Origin of the sequence: Leucobacter sp. UCD-THU, from assembly GCF_000349545.1 — a bacterium.
GTDB lineage: Bacteria > Actinomycetota > Actinomycetes > Actinomycetales > Microbacteriaceae > Leucobacter > Leucobacter muris.
This window is the reverse complement of sequence record NZ_KB714602.1, coordinates 316,282-340,972: the sequence shown is the minus strand read 5'-3', so window position 1 is coordinate 340,972 and position 24,691 is coordinate 316,282. Positions and strand designations below refer to the sequence as shown.

General features: G+C 71.1%; 23 protein-coding genes. 9 read left to right on the top strand and 14 right to left on the bottom strand.

The annotated features are described in order from the left end of the window. Positions 1-47: 47 nt before the first annotated feature. Positions 48-2,036 (bottom strand): hydantoinase B/oxoprolinase family protein, encoded by a 1,989-nt coding sequence (locus H490_RS24810; RefSeq protein WP_017884178.1) that lies wholly within the window; start codon positions 2,034-2,036, stop codon positions 48-50. Continuing rightward, entirely contained in the window at positions 2,036-4,063 is a 2,028-nt protein-coding gene (locus H490_RS24805) for a hydantoinase/oxoprolinase family protein (RefSeq protein WP_017884177.1), read from the bottom strand. The genes H490_RS24810 and H490_RS24805 overlap by 1 nt, the downstream gene beginning before the upstream one ends. Positions 4,064-4,285: 222 nt before the next feature. Between H490_RS24805 and H490_RS24800 the strand changes: the two genes are divergently transcribed. The 3 genes from H490_RS24800 to H490_RS24790 all read left to right on the top strand — a co-directional run bounded on the left by H490_RS24800 (position 4,286) and on the right by H490_RS24790 (position 6,388). Beyond that, entirely contained in the window at positions 4,286-5,512 is a 1,227-nt protein-coding gene (locus tag H490_RS24800) for a PucR family transcriptional regulator (protein WP_228407143.1), read from the top strand. Between the two features lie 121 nt (positions 5,513-5,633). Further along, the gene (locus H490_RS24795) at positions 5,634-5,924 is read left to right on the top strand and encodes a cupin domain-containing protein (protein ID WP_017884175.1); all 291 of its coding nucleotides are present in this window, start codon (positions 5,634-5,636) and stop codon (positions 5,922-5,924) included. Then, positions 5,921-6,388: a GNAT family N-acetyltransferase gene (locus tag H490_RS24790; protein ID WP_017884174.1), complete on the top strand. Its 468-nt coding sequence runs from the start codon at positions 5,921-5,923 to the stop codon at positions 6,386-6,388. The genes H490_RS24795 and H490_RS24790 overlap by 4 nt, the downstream gene beginning before the upstream one ends. Positions 6,389-6,460: 72 nt before the next feature. Here H490_RS24790 and H490_RS24785 read toward each other — a convergent pair whose 3' ends face one another. From H490_RS24785 to lysA, 6 genes are all read right to left on the bottom strand, one after another. Next, entirely contained in the window at positions 6,461-7,693 is a 1,233-nt protein-coding gene (locus H490_RS24785; protein WP_041205392.1) for a glycerate kinase, read from the bottom strand. Continuing rightward, positions 7,690-8,163 (bottom strand): acyl-CoA thioesterase, encoded by a 474-nt coding sequence (locus H490_RS24780; RefSeq protein WP_017884172.1) that lies wholly within the window; start codon positions 8,161-8,163, stop codon positions 7,690-7,692. Before H490_RS24780 ends, H490_RS24785 begins: the two co-directional genes overlap by 4 nt. 72 nt (positions 8,164-8,235) lie before the next feature. Then, positions 8,236-9,075: an amino acid ABC transporter ATP-binding protein gene (locus H490_RS24775; protein WP_017884171.1), complete on the bottom strand. Its 840-nt coding sequence runs from the start codon at positions 9,073-9,075 to the stop codon at positions 8,236-8,238. After that, entirely contained in the window at positions 9,068-10,021 is a 954-nt protein-coding gene (locus H490_RS24770; RefSeq protein WP_017884170.1) for an amino acid ABC transporter permease, read from the bottom strand. Before H490_RS24770 ends, H490_RS24775 begins: the two co-directional genes overlap by 8 nt. Before the next feature lie 20 nt (positions 10,022-10,041). Beyond that, complete coding sequence (locus H490_RS24765) at positions 10,042-11,010, bottom strand: ABC transporter substrate-binding protein (RefSeq protein WP_031290051.1); 969 nt, start codon at positions 11,008-11,010, stop codon at positions 10,042-10,044. Positions 11,011-11,086: 76 nt separating this feature from the next. Beyond that, a complete protein-coding gene (gene lysA, locus H490_RS24760; protein WP_031290050.1) occupies positions 11,087-12,412 on the bottom strand; it encodes a diaminopimelate decarboxylase in 1,326 nt (441 codons plus the stop codon). Between the two features lie 104 nt (positions 12,413-12,516). Here lysA and H490_RS24755 point away from each other — a divergent pair, with 104 nt between their 5' ends. Then, positions 12,517-14,211 carry a PucR family transcriptional regulator gene (locus tag H490_RS24755; RefSeq protein WP_152424247.1) on the top strand — a complete coding sequence of 565 codons (1,695 nt, stop codon included), beginning with the start codon at positions 12,517-12,519 and terminating at the stop codon, positions 14,209-14,211. A 14-nt stretch (positions 14,212-14,225) separates the two neighbouring features. Here the strand turns inward: H490_RS24755 and H490_RS32845 are convergent, their stop codons facing one another. Next, positions 14,226-14,351, bottom strand: a complete 126-nt coding sequence (locus tag H490_RS32845) for a hypothetical protein (RefSeq protein WP_017884166.1) — start codon at positions 14,349-14,351, stop codon at positions 14,226-14,228. Between H490_RS32845 and H490_RS24750 the strand changes: the two genes are divergently transcribed. Next, complete coding sequence (locus tag H490_RS24750) at positions 14,350-14,565, top strand: SCO4848 family membrane protein (protein ID WP_017884165.1); 216 nt, start codon at positions 14,350-14,352, stop codon at positions 14,563-14,565. The genes H490_RS32845 and H490_RS24750 overlap by 2 nt on opposite strands. A 40-nt stretch (positions 14,566-14,605) precedes the next feature. Here H490_RS24750 and H490_RS32350 read toward each other — a convergent pair whose 3' ends face one another. Continuing rightward, a complete protein-coding gene (locus H490_RS32350) occupies positions 14,606-14,770 on the bottom strand; it encodes a hypothetical protein (RefSeq protein WP_017884164.1) in 165 nt (54 codons plus the stop codon). A gap of 82 nt (positions 14,771-14,852) precedes the next feature. Here H490_RS32350 and tagD point away from each other — a divergent pair, with 82 nt between their 5' ends. Then, positions 14,853-15,251, top strand: a complete 399-nt coding sequence (gene tagD, locus H490_RS24745) for a glycerol-3-phosphate cytidylyltransferase (RefSeq protein ID WP_017884163.1) — start codon at positions 14,853-14,855, stop codon at positions 15,249-15,251. Between the two features lie 42 nt (positions 15,252-15,293). Here the strand turns inward: tagD and H490_RS24740 are convergent, their stop codons facing one another. Genes H490_RS24740 through H490_RS24730 form a run of 3 tightly spaced genes read right to left on the bottom strand, consistent with a single transcriptional unit; the run spans position 15,294 to position 18,037 of the window. Further along, the gene (locus H490_RS24740) at positions 15,294-16,073 is read right to left on the bottom strand and encodes an amino acid ABC transporter ATP-binding protein (RefSeq protein WP_017884162.1); all 780 of its coding nucleotides are present in this window, start codon (positions 16,071-16,073) and stop codon (positions 15,294-15,296) included. Next, the gene (locus H490_RS24735) at positions 16,070-17,098 is read right to left on the bottom strand and encodes an amino acid ABC transporter permease (protein WP_017884161.1); all 1,029 of its coding nucleotides are present in this window, start codon (positions 17,096-17,098) and stop codon (positions 16,070-16,072) included. Before H490_RS24735 ends, H490_RS24740 begins: the two co-directional genes overlap by 4 nt. A 33-nt stretch (positions 17,099-17,131) precedes the next feature. Then, a complete protein-coding gene (locus H490_RS24730; protein ID WP_017884160.1) occupies positions 17,132-18,037 on the bottom strand; it encodes an ABC transporter substrate-binding protein in 906 nt (301 codons plus the stop codon). 317 nt (positions 18,038-18,354) lie between these two features. Between H490_RS24730 and H490_RS32705 the strand changes: the two genes are divergently transcribed. Then, the gene (locus H490_RS32705; RefSeq protein ID WP_017884159.1) at positions 18,355-20,883 is read left to right on the top strand and encodes a LuxR C-terminal-related transcriptional regulator; all 2,529 of its coding nucleotides are present in this window, start codon (positions 18,355-18,357) and stop codon (positions 20,881-20,883) included. 96 nt (positions 20,884-20,979) lie between these two features. Here H490_RS32705 and H490_RS24720 read toward each other — a convergent pair whose 3' ends face one another. Beyond that, on the bottom strand, positions 20,980-22,593 hold the full coding sequence (locus H490_RS24720) for an amidohydrolase (protein ID WP_017884158.1): 1,614 nt from the start codon (positions 22,591-22,593) through the stop codon (positions 20,980-20,982). A 348-nt stretch (positions 22,594-22,941) separates the two neighbouring features. On the opposite strand from H490_RS24720, the gene dhaK reads away from it, so the two are divergent. Beyond that, positions 22,942-23,940 (top strand): dihydroxyacetone kinase subunit DhaK, encoded by a 999-nt coding sequence (dhaK, locus tag H490_RS24715; RefSeq protein ID WP_017884157.1) that lies wholly within the window; start codon positions 22,942-22,944, stop codon positions 23,938-23,940. A gap of 64 nt (positions 23,941-24,004) precedes the next feature. Then, positions 24,005-24,634, top strand: coding sequence for a dihydroxyacetone kinase subunit DhaL (dhaL, locus tag H490_RS24710; RefSeq protein WP_017884156.1), 630 nt, complete (start codon positions 24,005-24,007; stop codon positions 24,632-24,634). Positions 24,635-24,691 lie beyond the last annotated feature (57 nt).

The window sequence follows — 24,691 nt, the reverse complement described above, 5'->3', positions numbered from 1 at the left end:
CGCTCGCCCCGGACGGGTGGTCGCCCACCCGGTGGCCGGCCGCCGCGTCAGTCCCAGTGGCCGAGCGAGCGTCGCGCCATCTGCTCGCGATGCTGCCTCGTGGTCTCCTCGAAGAGCTCGCCGGTACCCCAGTCGAGGATGACGCCGTGCCGGCGGATCACGTCGAGCAGGTCGAGCTCGCCCGCCCGGTACCGCTCGGCCACCTCGCGCGGGTCGGACTCGAGCCAGGCCGTGCGGTTCTCGCGGATCCAGGCGCGCTTGGCGAGCGTCGCTTCGCGGTCGATCTCGTAGCGGTCGAGTTCGGGATCGATCGGCACGATGACCACGCCGTAGTCCTCTGCCGCCCGCTCGACGGAGACGTAGTCGTCGATGACGTCTTCGAGCACCTCGTCGGGGGTGCGGTCGAGCGGATCGCCGAAACCGCCGCCCCCCGCCGAGGGGCGGTAGAAGGTGTCGCCCGGCTGCACCGGCACCGACGAGAAGATCGACCCGAGGAAGCGCTCGTTCTCGGTGTCGCGGTTGAGCCAGACGCCATGCGGGATGGAGGGCAGGCCGCCCTCGATGCCCCAGGTGATCGAGCGGGCGCGGTCGCAGCAGTAGCTCATCACCGACGCGTCGGCGTCGGTGAGCGTGCCGCCCTTCTCGACGCCGCAGCCGCCGCGGAACCGGCCGGGCCCGCCCGAGTCGGTGCCGATCCGATGCATCGTGGTGAGCACGGGCGTGAGCCGCTCCTGCCCCTCGCACGCCTGCACCGCGAGGCCTACGCCGAACACGGGGGCGGTGGCGCTCGAGCCGTCCTTCGAGGAGCGGCCGCCCCAGCCGCCGGCCATCCAGTCGTACCACATGAAGTACGGCTTGTTCTCGCTGCGGGCGTCGCGCCCGCCGACGAGCAGGTACTCGAGGTTGAAGGCGCAGGCCATGGCGCGCTCGGGCATGAGCTGCGACCAGATCTCGAAGATGCCGTTCATGAGCTTCTCGTAGGGCCCCGAGCAGAAGCCGGTCACGGCGTACGGCCAGCCCGCGTTCACGACGGTGCCCTCGGGGCCGATGTCGGCCGTGACGGCCGCGTAGAAGCCCGAGTTGAGGGGCACGTCGGGGAAGAAGGTCTTGGTGCCCGCATAGATCGCCGAGAAGGTGGTGCCGTAGCCCGAGTTGAGGAAGGTGTCGACCACGTCGGCACTGCCCTCGAGGTTGTAGTGGATGCCCTCGCCGTCGAGCGTCATGCGGATCTTGACGGGCACGAGGCCCTCGGGCTTGCCGGGGTCGAGGTCGAGGTAGTCGACGGTCTCCCAGGTGCCCTGGGGCAGGTCGGCGAGGCGGCGGCGCACGGTGCGCTCGACGTAGTCCTGGGTCTCCTGCATCGCCAGTTCGACGGTGCGGGTGCCGTAGCGGTCGACGAGGCGCAGCACCTCGCGCTCGCACACCGCGGTCGCCTCGGACTGCGCGTGCAGGTCGCCGAGCGCCTGCTCGGGCGCGCGGGTGTTGGCGACGAGCAACTGGGCCACGTCGTGCAGGAAGACGCCCTTCGACCAGACGCGGATGGGGGTGATGCGCAGCCCCTCGCCGAAGTGCTCGGACGCCGAGACGTCGAACGATCCGGGCACCTTGCCGCCGATGTCGGCCCAGTGCCCCTTGTTCTGCGCGAAGGCGATGATGCGCCCCTCGGAGAAGACGGGCCGCACGAACGAGACGTCGTTGAAGTGCGTGCCGCCGCGGTACGGGTCGTTGATCGCGAACACGTCGCCCGGGTGGATGTCGTCTCCGAACTGCTCGATCACGGCCTTGGCCTGGAAGTGCAGCGTGCCCACGTGCACCGCGATGTCGCCGGAGCCCTGCATGACGGTGTTGCCGTGGGCGTCGCAGAGCGCCGACGAGAAGTCGCGGGAGTAGATGACGAACGAGTAGCAGGTGCGCAGGATCTGCTCGCTCATGAGGTCGACGCTGGTGGCGAAGGCGTTCTTCAGCACCTCGAACGTCACCGGGTCGAGTTCGGTCTGCCGCCCCACTGCGGGGGCGAGAGCGGTGGTGTCACTCATCAGTTGATCTCCTCGAGGTGGATGCGGATGTTGAGCCACTCGTCGATCTCGGCGCGAGTGTACGGGGGCACGACGGTGGTCGAGTCGAGCTGGTTGATGATGGCCGGGCCCTGGAACGCCGTGCCCGCGGCGAGCGCGTCGCGGTCGTAGACGGGGGTGTCGAGCCAGCCGGTGACGCCGAAGTAGACGGGCCGGCGCTCGGCTGGCTCGCCGGGAGCCTGGGGCACGGGATCGGCGGGCCGGAACGAGGGCTTCGGGATCTTGCCGACCGCGCCGAGGTGCAGCTGGTAGACCTCGACGGGGGCGTCGTCCTGGCGGAACGCGAACTCGCGCTCGTACTGCTCGTGGAAGGTGCGCACGGCCCGCTCGAGCGCGCCGGGTCCGGATCCCATGGGCACCTGCAGCGAGCGCCACTGGCCCTGGTAGCGCATCGAGATCTTGCGCTGCAGGATCGCGTTCTCCTCTGCGACGCCCTCGTGGCGCAGGCGCGCGGTGGCCTCGGTCTCGAGGGTGATGAAGGCCTGCTCGATGCCGTCCTCGTCGGCGCCGTTGTACATCTGCGCGAAGTCGTGCTGGATGTCGACGAGCAGGCAGCCCATGGCCGAGGTGACGCCCGGGTTGGGCGGCACGACGACCGTCGGGATCCCGAGTTCGCGGGCGACGTCGGCGCCGTGGAGGGCGCCGGCCCCGCCGAAGGCGAGCAGCGCGAAGTCGCGGGGGTCGTAGCCGCGGCGGATCGAGACGAGTCGCACGGCGTCGGCCATGTTGGCGTTCGCGACCGAGATGATCGCCTGGGCCGCTTCTTCGAGCCCCATGCCGAGGGGTTCGGCGATGACGCGGCGGATCGCCTGCTCGGAGAGGGAGCGGTCGAGCTGCTTCACCCCGCCGGCGAGCGAGGTGCCGAGCCGGCCGAGCACGACGTTGGCGTCGGTGTTGGTGGGCTGGTCGCCCCCGGTGTCGTAGCAGGCGGGCCCGGGGTCGGCGCCCGCCGACTGGGGGCCGTTGCGCAGCGAGCCGGCGATGTCGATGTGGGCGAGGGATCCGCCTCCGGCGCCGATGGTGAGCACCTCGATGGAGGGGAAGATGATGGGGTGGCCGTACTCGACCTGCCACTCCTGCGAGACGCGCAGCTCGCCGTCGGCGACGAGGGCGATGTCGGTGGAGGTGCCGCCCATGTCGAGGCTCACGGCGTTGTCGTAGCCGCACTGCTGGGCGATGTGCTTGGCCGAGATGGCTCCGGCGGCGATGCCCGAGGCGGCGAGCCGCACGGGGAACTTCTCGACGAGGCGCGGCGTCATCGACCCGCCGCCCGAGTGGAGCAGCAGCAGGTCGCCCCGGTAGCCGCCGTCGCGCAAGCGCCCGGCGAGCCGGTTCACGTAGCCCGACACGAGCGGTGCGAGCACGGCGTTGGCGACGGCGGTGTTGAACCGCGGGTACTCGAAGATCTCGGGCAGCACCTCGGCCGAGGTCGAGACGGTGGCGTCGGGGATGACCTCTTCGAGGATCTCGCGCATGCGGGTCTCGTGGGCCGCGTTGGCGTAGGAGTTGAGGAAGCAGACGGCGATCGTCTTCACGCCGCGGCGCAGCAGCAGTTCGGCCAGCCGGCGGGCCTCGGCCTCGTCGAGGGGCGTGATCGTGTTGCCGTTGTAGTCGATGCGCTCGCTCACCTCGAAGCGGTCGCGGCGGCGGATGTAGGGCGCGGAGACGTCGTTGTACGCGTCCCACAGGTCGTCCTTGGTGCCGTCGCGGATCTCGAGCACGTCGCGGAAGCCGCGCGTGGTGACGAGGGCGGCGGCGGGGAAGTTGCGGGTGATGAGCGCGTTGGTGGCGACCGTGGTGCCGTGCGAGAAGAGCGCGACCTCGTTCAGGTCGATCTCGCCCCGATCCACGCCGTTCATCACCGCGATCATGGGATCGGCCGGTGTCGATGGCACCTTCGTCACCCGCATCTGCTGGGTGTCGTCATCGAAGATGCAGACGTCGGTGAATGTGCCGCCGACGTCTACCGCGACGCGAATACTGCTCATGGGTCCTCCTGGATTCATCGTTGACTTCCGGATGCATCAACCCTCGTGCCCCTCAGGTCGGGGGTCACTAGAGAATACGAAGGTTTGCGACGCCCTCATTGTAAAATTCACAAAAATCGCCGGTTTAACGTCCGGCAAACCTCCCGTTCACACAATCCGCACCGAGGATGGGGCGCAGGCGTGCCCGGCCACGAGCACTCGACGAAGAGAGGGGCGATCCGCATGCCCGACGAATCCGACACCGGCGCCGAGCTCGCCCGTCTCCGCACCCGGCTCGACATCACCCACGCGCTGCTCGCCGCCGTCTCCTCGACCGACCCGGTGCGATCCCTCGCCTCCCGCGTGAGCACGCTCTGCCACGGCACCGCGATCATCTACGACTTCGAGGGCAGCGTGGTCGCGAGCACCGGCGAAGCGCCCGTGCAGCTCATCTGGAACGAGGTCTCCGCGACCAACCAGCGCGAGCTCGCCCTCGAGATCGGTCGCTGGCACGTGCGCACGCGCCGCGTCGCACTGCGCGACGGCGTGCACGTCATCGCGATCGCGAGCCGGGGGCCCGAGACGCTCGAGCAGATCGGCGAACTGCTGCTCGACACCTCGGAGCGCCTGCTGGGGGCCGTGCACGGCATCCAGTACGGCGCCACCCAGCGCGACCGCCGAGACAACGAACAGCTCATCGCGGCGCTGCACGACGGCATCCTGCCGGCCCGCGAGCATCGCTTCTGGAGCCGGCTCGCCCAGTTCCGATTCCCCACCTACGCGAGCGTGCGGGCCGTCGAGCTCGCTCCGCTCGACGAGCCCTCGGCGTCCGAGGCGCACATCGCCCAGCTCGTCTCACGGGCCCGCTCCGACGACCTGCCGCTGCTCGTCATGCTGCGCCGCGTCGACATGGACGCGCCCGCCACGGTCGCGGCCCTCGTTCCCGCCTCGCACGCGAGCGAGCAGTGGCTCGCCGCCGTCTCTCGGCAATTCCTCACGGGCTCGTCGGCGCCGTCGCCCTCGCTCTCGGCGGTTCCCGAGTGCGTGCGCGAGGCCGAGACGGCGCTCGGCATCGCGCGGCAGTGGGCCGCCGCCGCGGAGGCGCCCCAAGACCTCGGCCCCGTGCTCATCGACCGCATCGACCTCTCGACCTGGCTGCTCTCGCACGTCGATCCGCGGCAGCTCCGGGAGCGGATCGACCGCACGCTCGCTCCGCTCGGCTCGCAGCAGCTGCGCGACACGCTCACGACCTACCTCGCCGCGGGCCAGAACGTGGCGGGCACGGCCGAGGCGCTCTTCCTGCACCCCAACACGGTGCGCTACCGCATCGGGCGCGTCGAGGAGGCGATCGGCGAGCCGCTCGCGTCGCCGTTCTCGCTGTCGAACCTCATCCTCGCGCTGTACCCGGAGATCATCGGCCGCCGGGCTGAGCTCGGAGAGGGGCGCACCCCCGGCTCCCTCGCCCCGTGAGCCCGTCGCGGGGCCGGGCGCGCCGGCCTCGCGCCCGCGACCGGCCCCGGAAGCGGGTGCCGGGCCTAAGCTGGGGGCGGAGGGCGCCGACGGGGCGCCCGGTCACGCATCGAGGAGGATCATGAGCACCGGATCGCACAGCGAGGTACAGCTCGAGAACGAGCACTTCCGCGTCACGAAGTGGACCATCGAACCGGGCGGGGCGATCCCGATGCACCGGCACGAGCACGAGTACGTCGTGGTGCCGCTCGTGACCGACACGATGCACGTCGCGAACGCCGACGGCAGCGAGATCGTCGCCGAGCTCGTGGCGGGCCGCAGCTACACGCGCCCCTCCGGCGCGGAGCACCGCATCGAGAACCGTGGCGACGCCGCCGACGTGGTCTTCGTCGAGGTGGAGAAGCTCTCGTGAGCGCGCAGGCGGGCGGGTCGGTCGTGGTGCGGCCCGTGATCGAGGGCGATCGCGAGGCCTGGGGTGCGCTCTTCCGCGGCTACCGCGACTTCTACGAGAAGACGCACGATCCCGCGGTGGTCGACACCGTGTGGGGGTGGCTGATGGATCCCGCGCACGGGACGCGCGGCCTCGTCGCCGAGCTCGACGGGCGGCTGGTCGGCATGGGGCATTTCCGCAGTTTCGCGCGACCGATCATCGGCGAGCAGGGGCTCTACCTCGACGATCTCTTCACCGTGCCCGAGGCGCGCGGCACGGGCGCGGGATCCGCGATCCTCGCCCGCCTCGCCGAGATCGCGCGCGACGAGGGCGCTTCGGTGGTGCGCTGGATCACGCATGAGAGCAACACGACGGCGCGCAGCCTCTACGACCGGGTCGCCCGGCAGACCCCCTGGGTCACCTACGACCTGGCGCCCGCGGAGTAGCCGCATCCGTCGTGCAGCGGGTCCCGCCCCGAGCGGGAGGCACCGGCCGGTCGCATCCGTTCCGCGCGCGATTCACCGCGCCTCGGGCGGCCGGGCCGCGAGCTGGGCCAGGCGCCCACCGATGAGCCGGCCGATGCGCTCGAGCAGCGGCAGGGGCTCGCGCATGCACCGCTCGGCGTCGGGCTCGATCGAGACGAGCTCGAATACCTCGCGGAAGCCCGCCGCGACGGCGCGCTCGCGAGGCAGGGCGCTGGATCCGCACACGAGCACCACGGGCGCGCCGCCCGCGCGCGCCGCGACGCCGGCCGGGGCCTTGCCGCTGAGCGTCTGCTCGTCGAGCCGCCCCTCGCCCGTGATCACGAGATCGGCCCCCGCCACCGCGGCGTCGAAGCCCAGCAGGTCGAGCACGAGATCGATGCCGGGGCGCAGCTCGCCGCCCAGCACCGCGAGCGCGGCGAAGCCGAGCCCGCCCGCCGCGCCGGCGCCCGGCCGCCCCGTCCACTCCCCCGGCGCCGCGCCGAGCCCGCGCTCGACCAGGGCCCCGAAACGGCCGAGACCGGCGTCGATCTCGGCGATGCGCTCGGGCGGCAGCCCCTTCTGCGGACCGTAGACGGCGGCCGCGCCGTCGTCGCCGCAGAGCGGGTTCGTGACGTCGGATGCGACGAGGATCCGCGCCCCGGCCAGACGGGGGTCGAGGCCGGCGGTGTCGATCCGGGTCGCGTGCGAGGCGCCGGCACCGCCCGGCCCGACCGGCGCGCCCACCGCGTCAAAGACGCCCAGGCCGAGCGCGGTCAGCATGCCCGCGCCGCCATCGGTCGTCGCGCTGCCGCCCAGGCCGAGCACGATGCTGCGCGCTCCGGCGTCGAGCGCCGCGGCGATCAGCTGACCCGCCCCCGCGCTCGTGGCGACGGTCGCGTCGAGGGCACCCGATCCCAGCGCGTGCCGATCGACGAGGTGCAGCCCGCAGGCCTCGGCGACCTCGATCACCGCGGTTCGGGCACCGGGGTCGAACGCGAAGCGGGCCTCCCGCGGCTCGCCGTACGGGCCCGTGACGGAGCAGCGGCGCTCGTCGAATCCGGGCGCCGCGGCGGTCGCCGAGGAGGAGGAGGAAGCAGCGGCGGCGAGCGCCGCGTCGACCGTGCCGTCGCCGCCGTCGGCGACCGGCAGCACGTCGACCTCGGCGCCCGACCGCTCGGCGAGGATGCCGCGGCGCAGCGCCCCGGCCACCTCGAGCGCCGTCGCGGAGCCCTTGAACTTGTCGCAGGCGATCAGCACGCGCGGCGCAGCGACTCGGGCCCCGCTCACGCGTCCGGAGCGGCCCGGTCGCCGCCCTCGCCCGCGCCGGCTGCGTGCTCGCCGCGCCGCGCCGGGGCGCCCGGGTCCCGCAGCCGCTCGGTGCCCTCGGTCGCCGCGGTGCGCCCGTGCGCCACCGCGTGCCCCTCGGCGTCGACCGCGACGAACACGATGCGGTCGAGGGTGAGCACCTGCTGACCGGTCACGGCGTTCTCGACGCGGCAGCTCAGCGTGATCGAGGTGCGCCCGAAGGCCGCCACCCGGTACTCGAGCTCGAGCAGGTCGCCGCGGTCGGCGCGCGCTGAGAAGTCGATGGCCGACATGTGCCGGGTCACCACGTCGATCGTGCCGAGCTGCGCCACGGCGACGATCGCGGCCTCCTCGTCGACCCACTGCAGCAGCCGGCCGCCGAACAGCGCCCCGTGCTGGTTGAGATCCTCGGGCTTGACCCACTTGCGCACCACGTGCCGGTACTCGCTCATACCCTCAGCCTACGCGGGCGCGCCGCGCGCCCCGACGGGCGGCGCGGCGCGCGACGGGCCGATCCGTCGCGGCTACAGCACGCTCCGCAGGAAGGCTCTCGTGCGCTCGCTGCGCGGTTCGTCGAAGACCTGCTCGGGCGAACCGGACTCCTCGACGACGCCCTCATCCATGAACACCACCGTGTCCGCAGCGCTGCGCGCGAAGCCGATCTCGTGCGTGACGACCACCATCGTGGTGCCGTTGCGCGCGAGATCCCGCATCACGGCGAGCACATCGCCGACGAGTTCGGGGTCGAGCGCGGACGTCGGTTCGTCGAACAGCATGATCTTGGGTTTCATCGCGAGCGCCCGCGCGATCGCCACGCGCTGCTGCTGCCCGCCCGACAGCTGGGCCGGGTAGTGGTTCGCCCACTCCTGCAGACCGACCTGCTCGAGCAGGGCGAGCGCCTCGGAGCGCACCTCGCCCCGCGGTCGTCTCGCGACGCCGATCGGAGCCTCCATGATGTTCTCGAGCGCGGTCTTGTGCGGAAAGAGGTTGAACCGCTGGAACACCATGCCGATCTTGCGGCGCTGCTTGGCCACGTCGCGCGGATGCAGCTCGTGCAGCTCGCCGTGCCGCTCCCGGTACCCGACGAGGTCGCCGTCGACGACGATGCGGCCGCCGTTGATGGTCTCGAGATGGTTGATGCAGCGCAGCAGCGTCGACTTGCCCGATCCCGAGGGGCCGAGCAGGCACGTCACCTCGCCGTGCCGCACGTCCATGTCGATGCCCTTGAGCACCTCGAGGTTGCCGAAGCGCTTGCGCACGCCGCGCAGCTGCACGAGCGCCGTGTCGTCGAGCGCGGCCGTCGAGCGCGGGGCGTCGAGCCCGGTCGCGCCGGCGGCGTCATCCGGGGGAAGGAGATCAGACATGGTTGCTCGCCTTTCGCTTGCGCTTGTGCTCGCGCTGCACCTGGATGCTCCCGGTGTACTCGCGCGCCTTCTGCAGCAGGGTCTGCGGTTGGTTCTTCGTGCTGCCCCGGCCGAAGTGCCGCTCGAGGTAGTGCTGCGGCACGGAGAGCACCGAGACGATCGCCAGATACCAGATGCTGACGACGATGAGCAGCTCGACCTGGCGCAGGTTCTGCGCCGAGATCTGGGTGGCCTGCGTGTACAGCTCGAGCACCGCGATCAGCGAGAGCAGGGAGGTGTTCTTGATCATCGAGATGAGCTGGTTGCCCATCGGCGGGATGATCACGCGCATCGCCTGCGGCAGCAGGATCTTCAGGAAGCAGTACGCGGGGCTCATGCCGAGCGACGCCGCCGCCTCCCGCTGGCCCTCGTCCACCGAGAGCATGCCCGACCTCACGATCTCCGAGGAGTAGGCCGCCTCGTTGAGGGTGAGGGCGATGATCCCGGCCACCAGGGCGGTGATGAGGGTGTTGGTGTCGGCCTGGAAGAACACGATGTCGGTGAAGGGGACGCCGACGGTGATCTTGTCGAATATCAGGCCGAAGTAGCCCCAGATCACGATCTGCACCAGCAGCGGCGTGCCGCGGAAGGCCCAGACGTAGACCGCCGCGAACGCGACGAGCACGGGGTTGCCCGACATGCGCATCGCCGCGATGATGACCGCGAGCAGCGCGGCGCACGTCATCGAGATCACGGTGATGACGAGGGTGAGCTGCACCCCCGAGAGGATCCTGGGGTTGAAGAGGTACTCCCCGATGGTGGGGAAGTCGATGTTCTCGTTGGTGGCGATCGCCTGCACGAACGCCACCAGCAGGATGATGAGGAACGCGGCACCGATCCACCGCCCGGGGCGCCGCAGCGGCCGTACCGCGTTGTCGAACTCTCTGCTCGGAGCAGGGGGTGCCATGTTCTGTCCCTCCCCGTCTCTTACTCGTCGGCCGCGTTCACGAGCGCCTCGTCGAGCGCGAGCGAACCGAGGCCGTGCTCCTCGAGGATGCGCTGGTAGACGCCCTGGTCCATGAGGCTCTGCATCGCCGCCTGCAGCGCGTCCGTGAGCTCGGTGCGCTCCTTCAGCAGGCCGAATCCGCTGTACACGGGGTTGAAGCCCTGCGGGTTCTGCGGGTCCTCGACCAGCTCGAAGTGCTCTCCGTCGCCGGCCGTCGCGGCGGTGAAGGCCGCGACCGGCGCGTCGACGATGTACGCCTGCGCGCGCCCGGCGCGCAGCGCGGTCTGCGAGTCCTGGGCCACGGGCAGCGCCTGCACGTCGATCCCCTCCTTGCCATCGGCGATGCACTCCTCGGAGAGCTGCTGGAGCAGCTCCGCCTGCAGCGTCGACTTCTGGGTCGACGCGCTGTGCCCGCAGAGGTCGGTGAGGGTGTTGATGCCCTCGGGGTTGCCCTTGGCGACGACGATCGCGAAGCCCGCCTTGATCTCCTCGATGAAGTTCAGGGTCTGCTGGCGCTCCTTCGAATCGTTCATGCCCATCATGATCAGGTCGTGCCGGTCGGACTGCAGCGAGGGGATCACCGATTCGAACGGCTGATGGTTCACCTCGACGTCGATCCCGAGGGTCTGGCCGAGCGCGAGCGCCATGTCGACGTCGACGCCGACCAGCTCGTCGGCGTCGTTGTACTCGACGAAGGGCGGGTATGGCACGCCCATGGCGATGCGGATCGCCCCCCGGTCGAGCACGTCGTCGGGCAGCAGCGCGGCGGCGGCCTCGTCGGCCTCGACGTCGAACTGCGCGGTCGCCGTGAGGGGCAGACCGCCCGGCACGGTCTCGGCCCCGTCGGCGCCGGTCTCGCCGGAGGCGGTGCCTCCCCCACTGCACGCGGTGAGGGCGAGCGCCCCCACGGCCAGTGCGGTCAGGGTGCGCGTCATCCGTGTCGTTCTCATGCTTTCGTTCCTTTCGTTCCACGAGACCTCGGTGTCCCGTCGTGGTGTACTCGAGGGTGTTGCGGGTTGGTCTGGTTCACGGCCCTCGCCGAGCGCCGCCCTCGGCTGGGCGCCGCCTCGCCCACTCGAGTGCGGGCGCGTGGGGGGCGATCAGGTCTTCGTAGCTCTGGCCGCGCACCACCACGCTGGCCTCCCCCCGCAGGCAGAAGACCATCGGGGGGTGCAGGGCGCCGTTGTAGTTGTTCACGAACGTGAAGCCGTACGCCCCGGTGCCGGCGATCGCGACGGTGTCGCCGCGACGCGGCGCCGGCAGCGGCGCCCGGTCGACGAGCAGGTCGCCCGATTCGCACTGGCGTCCGACCACCTGAGCGATCGTATCGGGGGTTTCGGCCACGCGCTCCGCGATCACCGCGGTGAATCGGTCGTCGGTGAGCGCGATGTTGATCTGATCCGACATGCCCCCGTCGACCGCGACGAACGTGCTGTTCGAGTGCTTCACGTTTCGCACGCCGTAGAGCGTGACCCCGCTGCGCGCGACCAGGGACCTCCCCGGTTCGATGAGCAGCTCGGCGGTCGCCGGAAGCGCTTCGCGCGCTGCGGAGGTGACGGCGTCGAGGTACTGCTCGATGGTCGGCGCGTCGTCATCATCGGAGTAGTTCACGCCCAGCCCGCCGCCCACGTTGTAGATGTCGAAGGCGCCGAGACCGGCGACGACCCTCAGCGCTTCGACGAACGGAGCGGTCTCGAGGATCTGGGAGCCGATGTGCACGTGCACGCCCCGCACCCGGATGCGCGGGTGGTCCCGCAGCCGCTCGACGGTCTCACGGGTCTGCGCGAGGGTCAGGCCGAACTTCGATCCCCGTCCTCCGGTGGCGATCGAGGGGTGGGTGTTCGCGTCGATCTCGGGCAGCACCCGGAGCAGCACGTCCTGGCGCCCGCCCTCGATCTCGCTCAGCACGTCGATGTCGGTGGGATTGTCGACCACCACGAGCCCCGCGCCGACGCTCTTGGCGAGCCGCAGCTCCGCCTCGCTCTTGGCGTTGCCGTGCAGCACGAGCCGGCCCGGTTCGACGCCGGCCGCGAGCGCGAGCCGCAGTTCGCCCTCGCCCACGACGTCGACGAGCAGCCCCTCCTGCTGGGCGACGGCGTACGCCGCGACGCAGGGCAGCGATTTCGAGGCGAAGCAGACCCGGGAGCGCTCCCACCGATTCGACAGCCCTTCCCGGTACCGGCGCATCGTGTCGCGCAGCCCCTGCTCGTCGATCGCGTAGAGGGGGGTGCCGAACTCCCGCGCCAGCTCCGGAACCGAGCAGCCCCCGACGACGAGCTCGCCGTCCCGACCGATGGAGCTGTGGATCGGGAGCACTCGTGCAAGGTGCGCTGGCAGGGTGTGCGGCGTCATCGCGGCGACCTCCACGTCTTCGTCGTCGAACGGGAACTGGGAACGCTCACCAGGCTATGAGGGGGATCATCGCGATATATTGTCGGATCCGGTAAATTTTGGTCATGCGATTATCAGTTTCCGCGGAACCCTCGTCGACGAGCGGCGGCACGCCCTCCCGGGAGGCGGCGTGGCAGCCGCGCTTCGGAGTGCGGCTCAGCACCCTCGAGCAGCGCCTCGGAAGCGACCTCGTGCAGGTCGACGCGCCCGCCGGCGCCGACGACCCCCTGATCCAGGCACTCGACATCTACGACGCCCGCAGCGGCGAGGCCGGCGGCGAGGGGACCCTGCTGAGCATCGTCTCCGCCGACGCCATGCGCTCCGACGAGCTGCTCCGAGCCCTGCGCGCCGCGGCCGGGAAGGGATGCGTCGGAGTCGCGTTCAAGAGCGGCGTCGAGGTGCCCCGGGAGGGTTCGGTGCCGGTGCCGTTCGAGCGCCTCGTGCGCGAGGCGGGGCTCGTCGCCGTCGTACTCGCACCGGAGGTGAACTGGCGGGAGTTCGACGCGCTCATCACGAGACTGCTGGGAGAGAACGCCCGCTCGCTCACCCTCGCCCCGTCGACGGGCGACAAGCTGTTCGCGATCGCCAACACGGTGGCCCGCGTCTTCGGCGGCTCGGTCGCGATCGAGAACCACCAGCGGGACATCCTCGCCCACTCATCGGTGCTCGATCAGGCCATCGACGAGCTGCGCACCACGGGCATCCTCTTCCGCCGCGCGGGCGACGCGCCCGTCAACGAGCGCCGCTACCGGGAGGTGCTGGCCGCCAACGGGATCGTCCGCTTCGAACGCTACCGGTCGTTCCTCCCCCGGGCCGCCATCGCGATCCGCGCGGGAGCGATCCCCCTCGGCACCATCTGGGTGCTCGACCCCGACGGCGAAGACCCCGCCGCGAGCCCGCTGCCGCCCGAGCGGGAGCGGGTGCTGCGGCAGGCCGCCGACCTCGCGGCCGACGCGATGCTCGGCGAATGGCAGACGAGCACGCGCGACGGCGCCAGGCGCGAGGCCGCGCTCCGACGCATGATCGCCGGAGCCGCCCAACCCGGAGACCGCGAGATCGTCGACCCCTCGGGCCTCGCGAACGGGGTGCTGCTGCACTGCGCGGTGCCCCGCACGCAGAGCACCGCGGTGCACACCGCCGAGATCCGCACCTCCCTCGGCCGCTACCTCGCGACCTACGTCCCCGATCTCGTGCTCTTCTCCGACGGCAACGAGATCACGGCGCTCTGCCCCGCCGCACAGGTCGAGACGGTGCGCGAGTGGGTGGTCGCCGCACTCTCCGAGGTCGACGGAGCCGCACGATCCGCCATCCACGTCGGCCTGAGCGACCCGCATCCGCTCAGCACCGGCCTCCCCCGGGCCAACGAGGAGGCGCGGCGGCTCGCGGCCCTCGCCTCCGGCGTCGCCGAGCAGGTGGGCACGGTGGCCCGGCTGCGACCCCAGCTCTTCTTCGCCGCCTGCCTGTCGCAGCTCGAGCTCGACAGCAGACTCGTGCTGCCGGAGGTGCGGCAGATGCTCGACGCGGGTTCGCCCCTCGCCCCGCTCGCCGAGACCCTCGAGTGCTGGCTGGAGCAGGCGTGCAGCATCTCGCGCACCGCGGCCCGGCTCCAGGTGCACGAGCAGACGGTGCGCTACCGCATCCGCAAGTTGCGCGAGCGCCTCGGCCCGGCCGACGGCGACCACCGGGCCCTGCTCATCGCCTGGGCGCAGCTGAGCGCCCTCCGGCTGCAGCAGTCGCTCCCCCGAGACGACGGGGTGTGAGCGGACACCGCGGCTCAGGCGCTCGGGAAGACCGGAGGGAACAGCTGCTCGCCGCTCGACCCCTCGGGGCCGGCGAGGGCGTCGCGCCCGGGAGTGCCGCCGCGAGCACGCACCGGCGGCACGCCCTTGGCTGAGGGCATGATCGTCTTCGCAGGCATCGTGCTGCTGCTCAACGCCGTCTACAACGTGATCGTCTGGCCGCGCTTCTGGACGCGCGTCACCAAGGATCCGCGCGCCCGCGACGAGCAGGGGCGGCCCACCGCGTTCTACCGCGTGCACGCCGTGCTGATCGGCATCGCCCTGCTCATCGCCGTCGTCTCCGCGATCGCAGGCGTGCTCGTGCTCGTCGCCTGACGGAGCCGGGGGCGGGCTCAGCCTACGGGCCGCTCGACCGTCACTCCTCTTCCTCTTCGTCGCCGTGAGGGCGACCCGATCCGAGGTGCGTGGCAGGCCCGAGGTGCGAGGCCCCGCCCTCGTCGACCCACTCGTGCCCGAGCTCGTCGTTGTGCGCGGGATCAGATTCGTGGTCCAGGGTTCGGCGATCATCATCGATCCGCATCGTGACCTCCTTCTTCGCGGGGCCGCAGAGGCCGCAGCCCTTTCATCCAGGGTACGCGGACCGTGCGGCTTACGATAGAGAGATGAAGCGGATCCTGACCTACGGCACCTTCGACCTCCTGCACTGGGGGCACATCCGGCTGCTCAAGCGCGCACGCGATCTCGGCGACTACCTCGTGGTCGCCGCTTCGACCGAGGAGTTCAACGCCGGCAAGGGCAAGAAGACCTACCACGACTTCGAGACCCGCAAGAACATGCTCGAGGCCGTGCGCTACGTCGACCTCGTCATCCCAGAGCAGTCGTGGGACCAGAAGATCGGCGACGTGCAGAAGTACGAGATCGACGCCGTGGTGATGGGCGGCGACTGGGAGGGCGACGAGCGCTTCGAGATCCTGCGCCCCTACTGCGAGGTCGTCTACCTCGACCGCACCGAGGGGGTCTCGACCACCAAGATCAAGCGCGACCTCGGCGTCAACGCCTGACCCCAGCTGAGGCCGGGCGGAAGCCCAGCCCCAGCCGGCCGCCTACAGCACCTTCGAGAGGAACGCCCTCGTGCGCTCCCGCTGCGGGTTGCTGAGCACCTCGGCCGGGTCGCCCGCCTCGACGACCACCCCGCCGTCCATGAAGACGAGCTGATCGGCGACCTCGCGCGCGAAACCCATCTCGTGCGTCACGACGATCATCGTCATGCCGCTCTCGGCGAGCCCCTTCATCACGTCGAGCACCTCGCCCACGAGCTCGGGATCGAGCGCAGAGGTCGGCTCGTCGAAGAGCATCAGCTTCGGCTCCATCGCGAGCGCGCGGGCGATCGCGACGCGCTGCTGCTGCCCGCCCGACAGGTGGGCGGGATAGTAGTCGTGGCGATCCGCGAGGCCCACCCGAGCGAGCAGCTCGATCGCCCGAGCCTTCAGCGCCGCCCGGTTGCCCTTCTTCAGCAGCGTCGGCGCGAGCATCACGTTCTCGAGCGCGGTCATGTGCGGGAACAGGTTGAATCGCTGGAACACCATGCCGATGTCGCGTCGCTGCTTCGAAGCCTCGCGAGGGTGCATCTCGTAGAGCTTGTCGTCCTTCTGGCGGTAGCCCACGATCTCGCCGTCCACGAACAGCCGGCCGGCGTTCACGGTCTCGAGGTGGTTGATGCAGCGCAGGAACGTCGACTTGCCCGAGCCCGAGGGCCCGACGAGGCAGAGCACCTCGCCGCGCTGCACCTCGAGCGAGATCGACTTCAGCACCAGGTTCGAGCCGTAGGACTTCGAGACGCCCTCGGCCCTCACCATCGGGGTGTCGGTCGCGTGCACGCTCATGCGCCACCTCCTGGACGATTGTGCGGCGGCAGGATCGTGTCCCCGCCGGCCCCGGGGTAGGTCGGATAGCCGCGCTCGTCGTCGCCCGCGACGGTGATCGCGCCCGTCTCGAGGCTCGGCTTCATCACGTCGGGCCGCTGGCCCACGCCCTTCGCGAAGTGCTTCTCGAGGTAGTACTGGCCCACCATGAGGATCGACGTGATCACGAGGTACCAGATCGAGGCGACGAGCAGCATCGGCACCGGCTTGTAGGTGACGGCCGCGATGTCCTTCTGCTTGGTGAAGAGCTCGAGCGTGAACGGCACCGCCGTCACGAGCGAGGTGGTCTTCAGCATCGAGATCACCTCGTTGCCGGTGGGCGGGATGATCACCCGCATGGCCTGCGGCAGGATGACCCGCGTCATGGTGTGCCACCAGCCGAGGCCCAGCGCGACCGCCGCCTCGTCCTGGCCCTTGTCGACCGACAGCAGGCCCGCGCGCACGATCTCGGCCATGTAGGCGGCCTCGTTGAGTGCGAGGCCGACGATGGCGAGCGTGAACGCCGTCATGATCGCCTTGGTCTCGAACTCGAAGATGGGATCCATGAAGGGGATGCCGATGCCGAGCGTCGGGTAGATCACCGCGAACAGGCCCCAGAACGTCAGCTGCACGTAGACCGGGGTGCCGCGGAAGATCCACAGGTACACCCACGCCACCGATTTGACGATCGGGTTCGGCGACAGTCTCATGATCGCGATCGACACGCCCAGGATGATCGCGATGACCATCGAGTAGACCGTGAGCTGCAGGGTGTAGCCGGCGGCCGCGAAGATGCGGGTGTCGAAGAGGTACTTGCCGACCTCGGGCCAGTCGAAGGCGGGTCGCTGCGCGGTGTCGATGATGAACAGCACGGCGAGCACCGCGAGGATCACCGCGAGGACGATGCGCCCGGGGTGCTTCAGCTTGACGGCCTCGATGGGCTCGGATTCGTAGAACGGCTGGGGCTTCGAGTCGCTGCCCGAAGCCCCCTTCGCCTGCTCTGTCATAGGACGATGCCTTCCTGAGCGACGAATCGCGGGTCAGGAACCCGCGTTGATCGTCGCCTCTTCGATCGCGCCGTCCTCGACCCCGGCCTTGGTGAGGATCTCGAGGTAGGTGCCGTCGTCGATGAGCGACTGCAGCGCCGCCTGCACCGCCTGGGTGAGGTCTGACGGAGTGCTCGGATCGTCGGCGTTCTTGGCGAGCGCGTAGCCGTAGGGCGCCACGTCGAAGGTCTCGCCCGAGGGGCCGATCTTGTCGCTCTGCGCCGCGATCGCGGCGAGGGTGACGGGCGAGTCGGCGCTGAACGCCTCGGCCTGGCCGAGCACGACGGCGTTGGTGGCCTCGGCCTGGCCTTCGAACGGCATGATCTCGATGGCCGGCTTGCCCGCGGCCTCGCACTCGGCCGACTTGGCGGGCAGCTCGTCGGTGTGCTGGAAGGTGCCCGACTGCACGGCGACCTTGTGGCCGCAGGCGTCGTTCGGGTCGATCTCGGCGCCGAGCGGGGCCGCCCACAGCACGCCCGCCTCGTAGAAGTTGACGAAGTCGACGGTCTTCTGACGCTCGGCGTTATCGGTGAACGAGGAGGAGCCCATGTTCATCTTGCCGCCCTGGATGCTGGGGATGATGGTGTCGAAGCTCGCCTCCTCCCACACCGGCTCGAGGCCGAGCTTGGCGGCGACGGCGCTGGCGAGGTCGACGCCCCAGCCCACGATCTCGCCGCTGGAGTCCTTGTACTCGTTGGGCGGGTACGAGGCGTCGGTGCCGAGCACGAGCTCGCCCGAGTCCTTGATGTCGTCCGGCAGCAGCGCGACCGCGGCCTCGTCGGGCTGGATGCCCGACGTGTCGGCGGCCTCGTGCTGCTCCCCCTCCGTGTTGGTCACGCAGCCGGTGAGCGTGAGCAGAGCGGCTGCGGCGAGGACGGGAACTGCGTAGCGAATCTTCATCGATTCCTCCAGGTGATGGATGGCCGGGAATGCCCGGCGTGCGATCTCGCTCCGAGTGTACTGCTCGCGTGTATCGGGCACATCACAGGGTCTCTATGCGGCTCCAGATGCAGGCTGGAGCGCCTCGCCCACAGCGCGTGTTCATGCGGCGAACGGCCACGAAACACCCAGGTAACATTCGGGTTAAGCTAGGTGTCGGGGGAAGTACGCGAAGTTGGACGGTGTCCTCCGGAGAAGCGGGGAGGGGCGCTTCTGCTCGGACACCCGCCTGCGAAAGGGACGACACTGTGCCTAGTGACCCTCGAACCAACGCCGCGGTGCCGACCGATTCACCCGGCCAGCTGCGGCGCGAGCGGCTGCTCGCGAAGATCGACGGCGGCGGGCGCGTCGTCGTGGTGCGAGCCGAGGGCGGCGCGGGCAAGACCGCCCTCATCGCCCGCTGGGTGCGCGAGCAGCGCGGTACCGCGATCGCCTGGGTGACCCTCGACGAGGGCATCATCGACGCCCGCAGCTTCTGGCTTCGCACCTTCACCGCGCTGCGCGCCGCCGCCCCCGACGTGTTCCAGCACCTCTCCGACGGCTACATGAGCGGCTTCATCGCCCCCGAGGACGCGCCCTCGCTGCTCGCCTCCACGCTGCTGCGCGCCGAGCCGCAAGTGGCGCTCGTGCTCGACGACCTGCACCTCACCGACGACGCGCTGCAGGATCAGCTGGTCTCGCTCATGCGCGTCGCCACCCCGCTGCGTATCATCGCCACCACTCGCCAGCGCACCCGGTTCGAGACGCCCCTCACCTCGACGGCCATCGGCACCACGGTCATCGGGTCGGAGGAGCTCGCATTCACCGACGAGGAGCTCGCCCAGCTCGCGGCCGCGCTCCCCTACCCCGCCAGCCAGAACGAGCTCGCGGTGCTCGAGCGCATGACCCGCGGGCACTCGCTCGCGGTGCGGCTCGCGCTCTCGGTGATGGACGGGCTCTCCGCCGACGGCTCCCGCCGCCCCGCACTCGACGAGATCGAGCGCGGCGTCGCAGCCGTGCTCACCGATTTCACCCCCCGCTTCGAGAACACCGAGGAGGAGGCGCTCGCACTCGCCGTCTCGCTGTGCCCCGAGGTCGACGAGGCCCTCGCGAGGCGCCTGGACGACGAGGATCGCGGCTGGTGCGCCATCACCTCGTTCGAGGAGCGCGGTCTCGGCCGCATCACGATGCGTCGCGGCCGCCCCGTGTTCCTCATGCACGCCCTCATCTCGTCGGCCCTGCGCCATCGGGCGCTGCAGGAGCTCAGCCCCGTGCGCATCACCGAGGTGCGCCGCATCGCGTTCGACCAGTTGCGCGAGCTCGCCGACCCCGTCGAGACGCTCGCGCTGCTCGTCGACGGCGGCATGGACAGCGCGATCTTCCCCCACTTCGCGCGCTACTTCTCGGAGCTCAGCCAGTTCCGACCGGCGGAGGTGATCGCGTTGCTGAGTCCGATCCCGGCCGAGCGGCTCAAGCGCGAAGGCGGGGTGCCCATCACGCTCTCGATCGCCCTCAGCGAGAGCGCGATCATCCCCACCCAGCGCATCAAGCAGCTGCTGCGGATCGGCTTGACCGAGCTGTCGCGGCGCGGTGCCGCCCCCGGCAGCGTCGAGGGCATGTTCGCCGCGCTCGCCAGGTTCGGCGGCATGCGGGTGAGCCGCAACTACGACGAGGCGTCGCGAGCGGGCGAGGAGTTCGTGCGCCTCGTCGCCGGCGCTCATCACTCCGACGGCGCGTCGTGGTTGTACGCCGGCAACCTGCAACTGGTGATCACGGCACTGCTCGCCCACGGCATCAGGCGCGTGATCGAGCTCGCCGCCAGCATGGAGGGCGACCCTCACCCCGGCAGGCCGTATCACACCCGCTCCGTGCTCTCCTTCACGCTCGCATACACCGGCGACCTGGTGGGCGCCGAACGCGAGATCGCGATGATCGGCACGTCGCCGTGGAGCGGCTGGGAGGGCTCGCTCTACGCCCTCGACTGGCACCTCGCCTGCGCGCTCACAGCCGCGAACCGCGACGACCACCGCGGGGCGCTGCGGGCGCTGCAGCCCGTCGCCAAGCGGCTCGATGAGTTCGAGCAGTGGCCCATGATCACCTGGACGCGGGGCGTCGTGCGCCTGGTCGGCGGCGAGGCGGCTCGCGGGCTCGAGGAGCTGGAGGCGACGCGCGACGCGCTGAGCTCGTACCCGTTGAGCTCGGGGTGGGCCGAGGAGCTGCGCACGCTGCACGCCGACCTGCTGCTGGCGACGGGGGATCTGCTGCGCGCCAGGGCGGTGCTGGGCCACCGGGGCGAGGAACCGGTGACCGTGCTCGCCCGGGCCCGGCTGGCGCTGCTCTCGTCGCAGCCCGAGGACGCGGTGGCGCTGCTCGGAGACCTCGAGCCCTCGGCGCTGTACCCGGCGCATCAGGCCCAGCACCTGCTGCTGAGCGCGGCCGCCCACGCGCGCCTCGGCAACGCGGGGTACGCCGCCACGCTGCTGGAACAGGCGCTCTACGCGCTCGACCGCACGAACAACCGGCTGCCCCTCTCGTGGGTGCCGGCCGCCGACCTGCGGGTGCTGCGCACGCTCGTGCCCGACGGCATGTGGATCGAGCCGGTGAGCACGCCGTTCGAGACCGAGACCGAGGCGTTCGAGAAGCTCTCGAAGCGCGAGTCGCTGGTGCTGGTCGAGCTCGCGAGCGACGCCTCGATCGAGGAGATCGCGGCGTCGCTGCACGTCTCGGCGAACACGATCAAGTCGCAGACGCGCAGCATCTACCGCAAGCTGCAGGTGTCGTGCCGCGCCGACGCGCTGCTGCGGGCGCGTCAGGTCGGTCTGCTCTAGCGGGGTGCGGCCTCCCGGCGGGCCCCGGCGCGCGCGATCCCGCGGTGCTCGCAGCGCCTCACCGCGCCTCGGCCGCGCTGCGCCCCGCCCCGCGCCCTACTCGATCTCCCCGTCGACCGCGCTCGCGAGCACGCGCGCCTCGGCGAGGGCCTCGGGCTGCGCCGTGCGCGGATCGACGTCGAGCACCGCGAAGTCGGCGCGCAGGCCGGGCGTGAGCGCCCCGACCTCGTGCTCGCTGCGCAGCTGCCAGGCGGCGTTCGCGGTGTGGGCGCGCAGCGCGTCGAGCCGGGTGACGGCCGTACCGCCGTCGAGGCGCCTGCCGGTGCGCGAGGTGCGGGTCTCGGCGACGGCCATGTTGCGCAGGGGCTCGTAGGGCGTCACCGTGCCGTCGTTGTGGAAGGTGGCGCGGTGGCCGGCGGCGAACGCCGCGCCCGCGTCGGCCCAGCTCGCGCCCCGCTCGCCGAAGAGGTCGTCGACGAGCACGTCGCCCCAGTAGGTGATGTGGTCGACGAAGAGGCTCACGGTGACGCCGAGGTCGGCGGCGCGGCGGAACTGGGCGGGGGTCATGAGTCCGCAGTGCTCGATGCGGAAGCGGTGGTCGCGCAGCGCGAAGTCCCTGATCAGGTGCTCGTAGGCGTCGAGGGTGCTGTCGACGGCGACGTCGCCGTGGGAGTGGCAGGCGAGCTGCCAGCCGTCGCCCGCGTACTGCGATCCGATGTCGATGAGCTGCTCGGTGGTGTAGTTCGCGCGCCCGATGTGGCCGGGCTCGAGGCCGATGCCGCGGGTCGCCTCGGTGTCGAGGTACGGGAACGACGTGGCGATGTTGCCCACCCAGGGCGAGCCGTCGCTCCACACCTTGACGCCGGTCTGCCGCACGCGGGCGTCGCCGTTGTCGAGGGGCCTGGTCGCCCGCGCCCCGGGGCGCGACATCTCGTAGCCGCGCACGCGCACGGGCAGGCGCCCGGCGTCGCGCAGCCCGTCGAACAGCGGCCCGAGCTCTCCGGTCCAGGTGAGGTCGGCGACCGTGGTGATGCCGCGCCGGCGCACCTCGGCGAGATGCTCGGCCATGCGCTGCGGCAGCTGCTGTCGAACGGCGGCCATGACGGGGCCGGCGATCCGCATCACCGCGGCGGCCTCGTAGGCGACGCCGGTGAGCTCGCCCGACGCGTCGCGGCCGTATGAGGCGCCCGCGGGGTCGGGGGTGCCGCGGTCGACGCCGGCCTCGCGGGCCGCGGCGGTGTTGAAGTACGCCGAGTGCAGCGAGTTGTGCACGATGACGAGCGGGATGTCGCCGGCGATCGCGTCGAGGTCTACGATGCTGGGCGGTACGAGCCCGCGCTGCAGCAGGGGATCCCAGCCGTTGGCGAGCACGCGCTCGGGGCGGGGTTCGGCCGCGAGCGCGCGCTTGACCGCGCCCCACACGGCGTCGGCGCTCTCGAGTGTGACGGGACGGATGTCGATGACGTCGCCGCCCAGCAGCTGCGCGGCTTCGGAGGGGTGGCCGTGCGGTTCGATGAGGCCCGGGATCGCCCAGCCCTCGCCGAGGTCGATGCGGCGGGCGGCGGCGGGTGCGGGCACTTCGTCTTGCGAGCCGACGGCGACGATGCGCCCGTGCTCGACGAGCATCGCCTCGGGCGCGGAGGCCGGACCGGCGGTTTCGCCGATGCAGTCGAGGTCGGTGCGCACGAAGCGCCCCGTGATGCGGAGCATGCCGGATCCATCCATCTTCGTGTCCCCTCCCGGGCGGGCGTCGGAGCCCTCACCCCTTTGTACCGGCCGGGGACCCTCGCGGGGAAGCCGGATGACCGCCTTCGCACCCGATTTCACCCGCGGCTCGGGTGAGGGATCCGCCTTCGGTGAGACCGAAACCCGGCGATACGCCTCACCGAAGCCGGATCGCCGACCGAGCGCTGCCCGCCATTGACAGCCCCGGCGCGATCCACGAGTATCGGCAGTGTCGACGGAAGTTCGAAGGCGAGCTCGACCGCGCGGTCGTCTCGCAGCATCCGCCGCGATCAGCTTGAACACTCATCCCATCTCGACGTGGAGGTTGCAGTCATGAAGAAGCTCATCAACGATCCGGCGGACGTTCTCGCCGACGCGCTCAAGGGCCTCGCGAAGGCCCACCCCGAACTCGACGTCGACCACGAGCACCGGGTGATCTATCGCAGCGAGCCGAAGGACCAGGGCAAGGTCGCGCTGCTCTCGGGCGGCGGATCGGGGCACGAGCCTCTGCACGGCGGCTTCGTGGGCCTCGGCATGCTCGACGCCGCGTGCGCCGGCGAGATGTTCACGTCGCCCACCCCCGATCAGGTCGTCGCGGCGACGAAGGCCGCCGACCGCGGCGCCGGCGTGCTGCACATCGTCAAGAACTACACGGGCGACGTGATGAACTTCGAGATGGCGGCCGAGATCGCGGCGGCCGAGAGCGGGGTGGAGGTCGCGACAGTGGTGGTCGCCGACGACGTCGCGGTGCAGGACTCGCTCTACACCGCGGGCCGCCGCGGGGTGGGCCTCACGGTGCTCATGGAGAAGATCGTGGGCGCAGCCGCCGAGGAGGGGCGGGATCTCGCCGCCGTCACCGCGCTCGCCGAGAAGCTCAACGAGCGCGGGCGCTCGATGGGCATGGCGCTCACCAGCTGCACCGTGCCCGCCGCGGGGAAGCCCACCTTCGACCTGCCGGAGGACGAGATCGAGATGGGCGTCGGCATCCACGGCGAGCCCGGCCGCAAGCGCGTTCCGCTCGCCCCGGCCTCCGAGATCGCGGCGCAGCTGGTCGAACCGATCCTCGCCGACCGCGACTTCACGGGCGAGCCGGTGATCGTCATGCTCAACGGCATGGGCGGCACGCCGCTCAGCGAGCTGCACCTCATGTACGGGGAGGTCGCCGAGCTGCTCGAGCAGGCCGGCGTCGAGGTGGCACGCACCCTCGTGGGCGACTACATCACGTCCCTCGACATGGCCGGCTGCTCGGTCACGCTGCTCGCCGCCGACGACGAGATCCTGCGGCTCTGGGACGCGCCCGTGCGCACTCCCGGTCTGCGCTGGCTCGCGTAACCGCGCGAGCCCGCACCGCCGCAGGCCGCCGCGCGGCCCCGCACCGTCACCCCAGGAAGGCATCATGACGAACACCATCACCGTCGACACCCTCACCCGCTGGCTCACGGGCTTCGCCGATCGCGTCACCGAGCAGCGCGAGTACCTCACCGAGCTCGACTCCGCCATCGGCGACGCCGACCACGGGGCCAACATGGCCCGCGGCATGGCGGCCGTGGTCGACAAGATCGGGCAGGATCCCGCAGCCACCGCCGACGCCCTGCTGAAGACGACGGGCATGACGCTCGTCTCGTCGGTGGGCGGCGCGAGCGGGCCGCTCTACGGCACCTTCTTCCTGCGCATGGGCGCGAGCGCCGGGGCCGTGCCCGAGCTCGACGCCGCAGCGCTGGGCGCGGCGCTGCGGGCGGGCTACGAGGGGATCCTGCAGCGCGGCAAGGCCGGGCCCGGCGACAAGACCATGATCGACGCCATGCTGCCCGCGCTCGACGCGTACGACGCGGCGGCGGCCTCGGGCTCGCTCGCCGACGCCCTCGCCGCGGCGAGCGCCGCTGCGGCAGAGGGTCGCGACGCGACCGAGCCGCTCGTCGCCCGCAAGGGCCGTGCGAGCTACCTCGGAGAGCGTTCGGCCGGGCACATCGATCCGGGCAGCGCCTCGACGGCGCTGCTCTTCGACGCCCTCGCCGCGGCCGCCTGAGCCAGCACCGCACCCCACCTCAGCCCGTCTTTTCGAACGGGTTTTGACAGCGGCAGG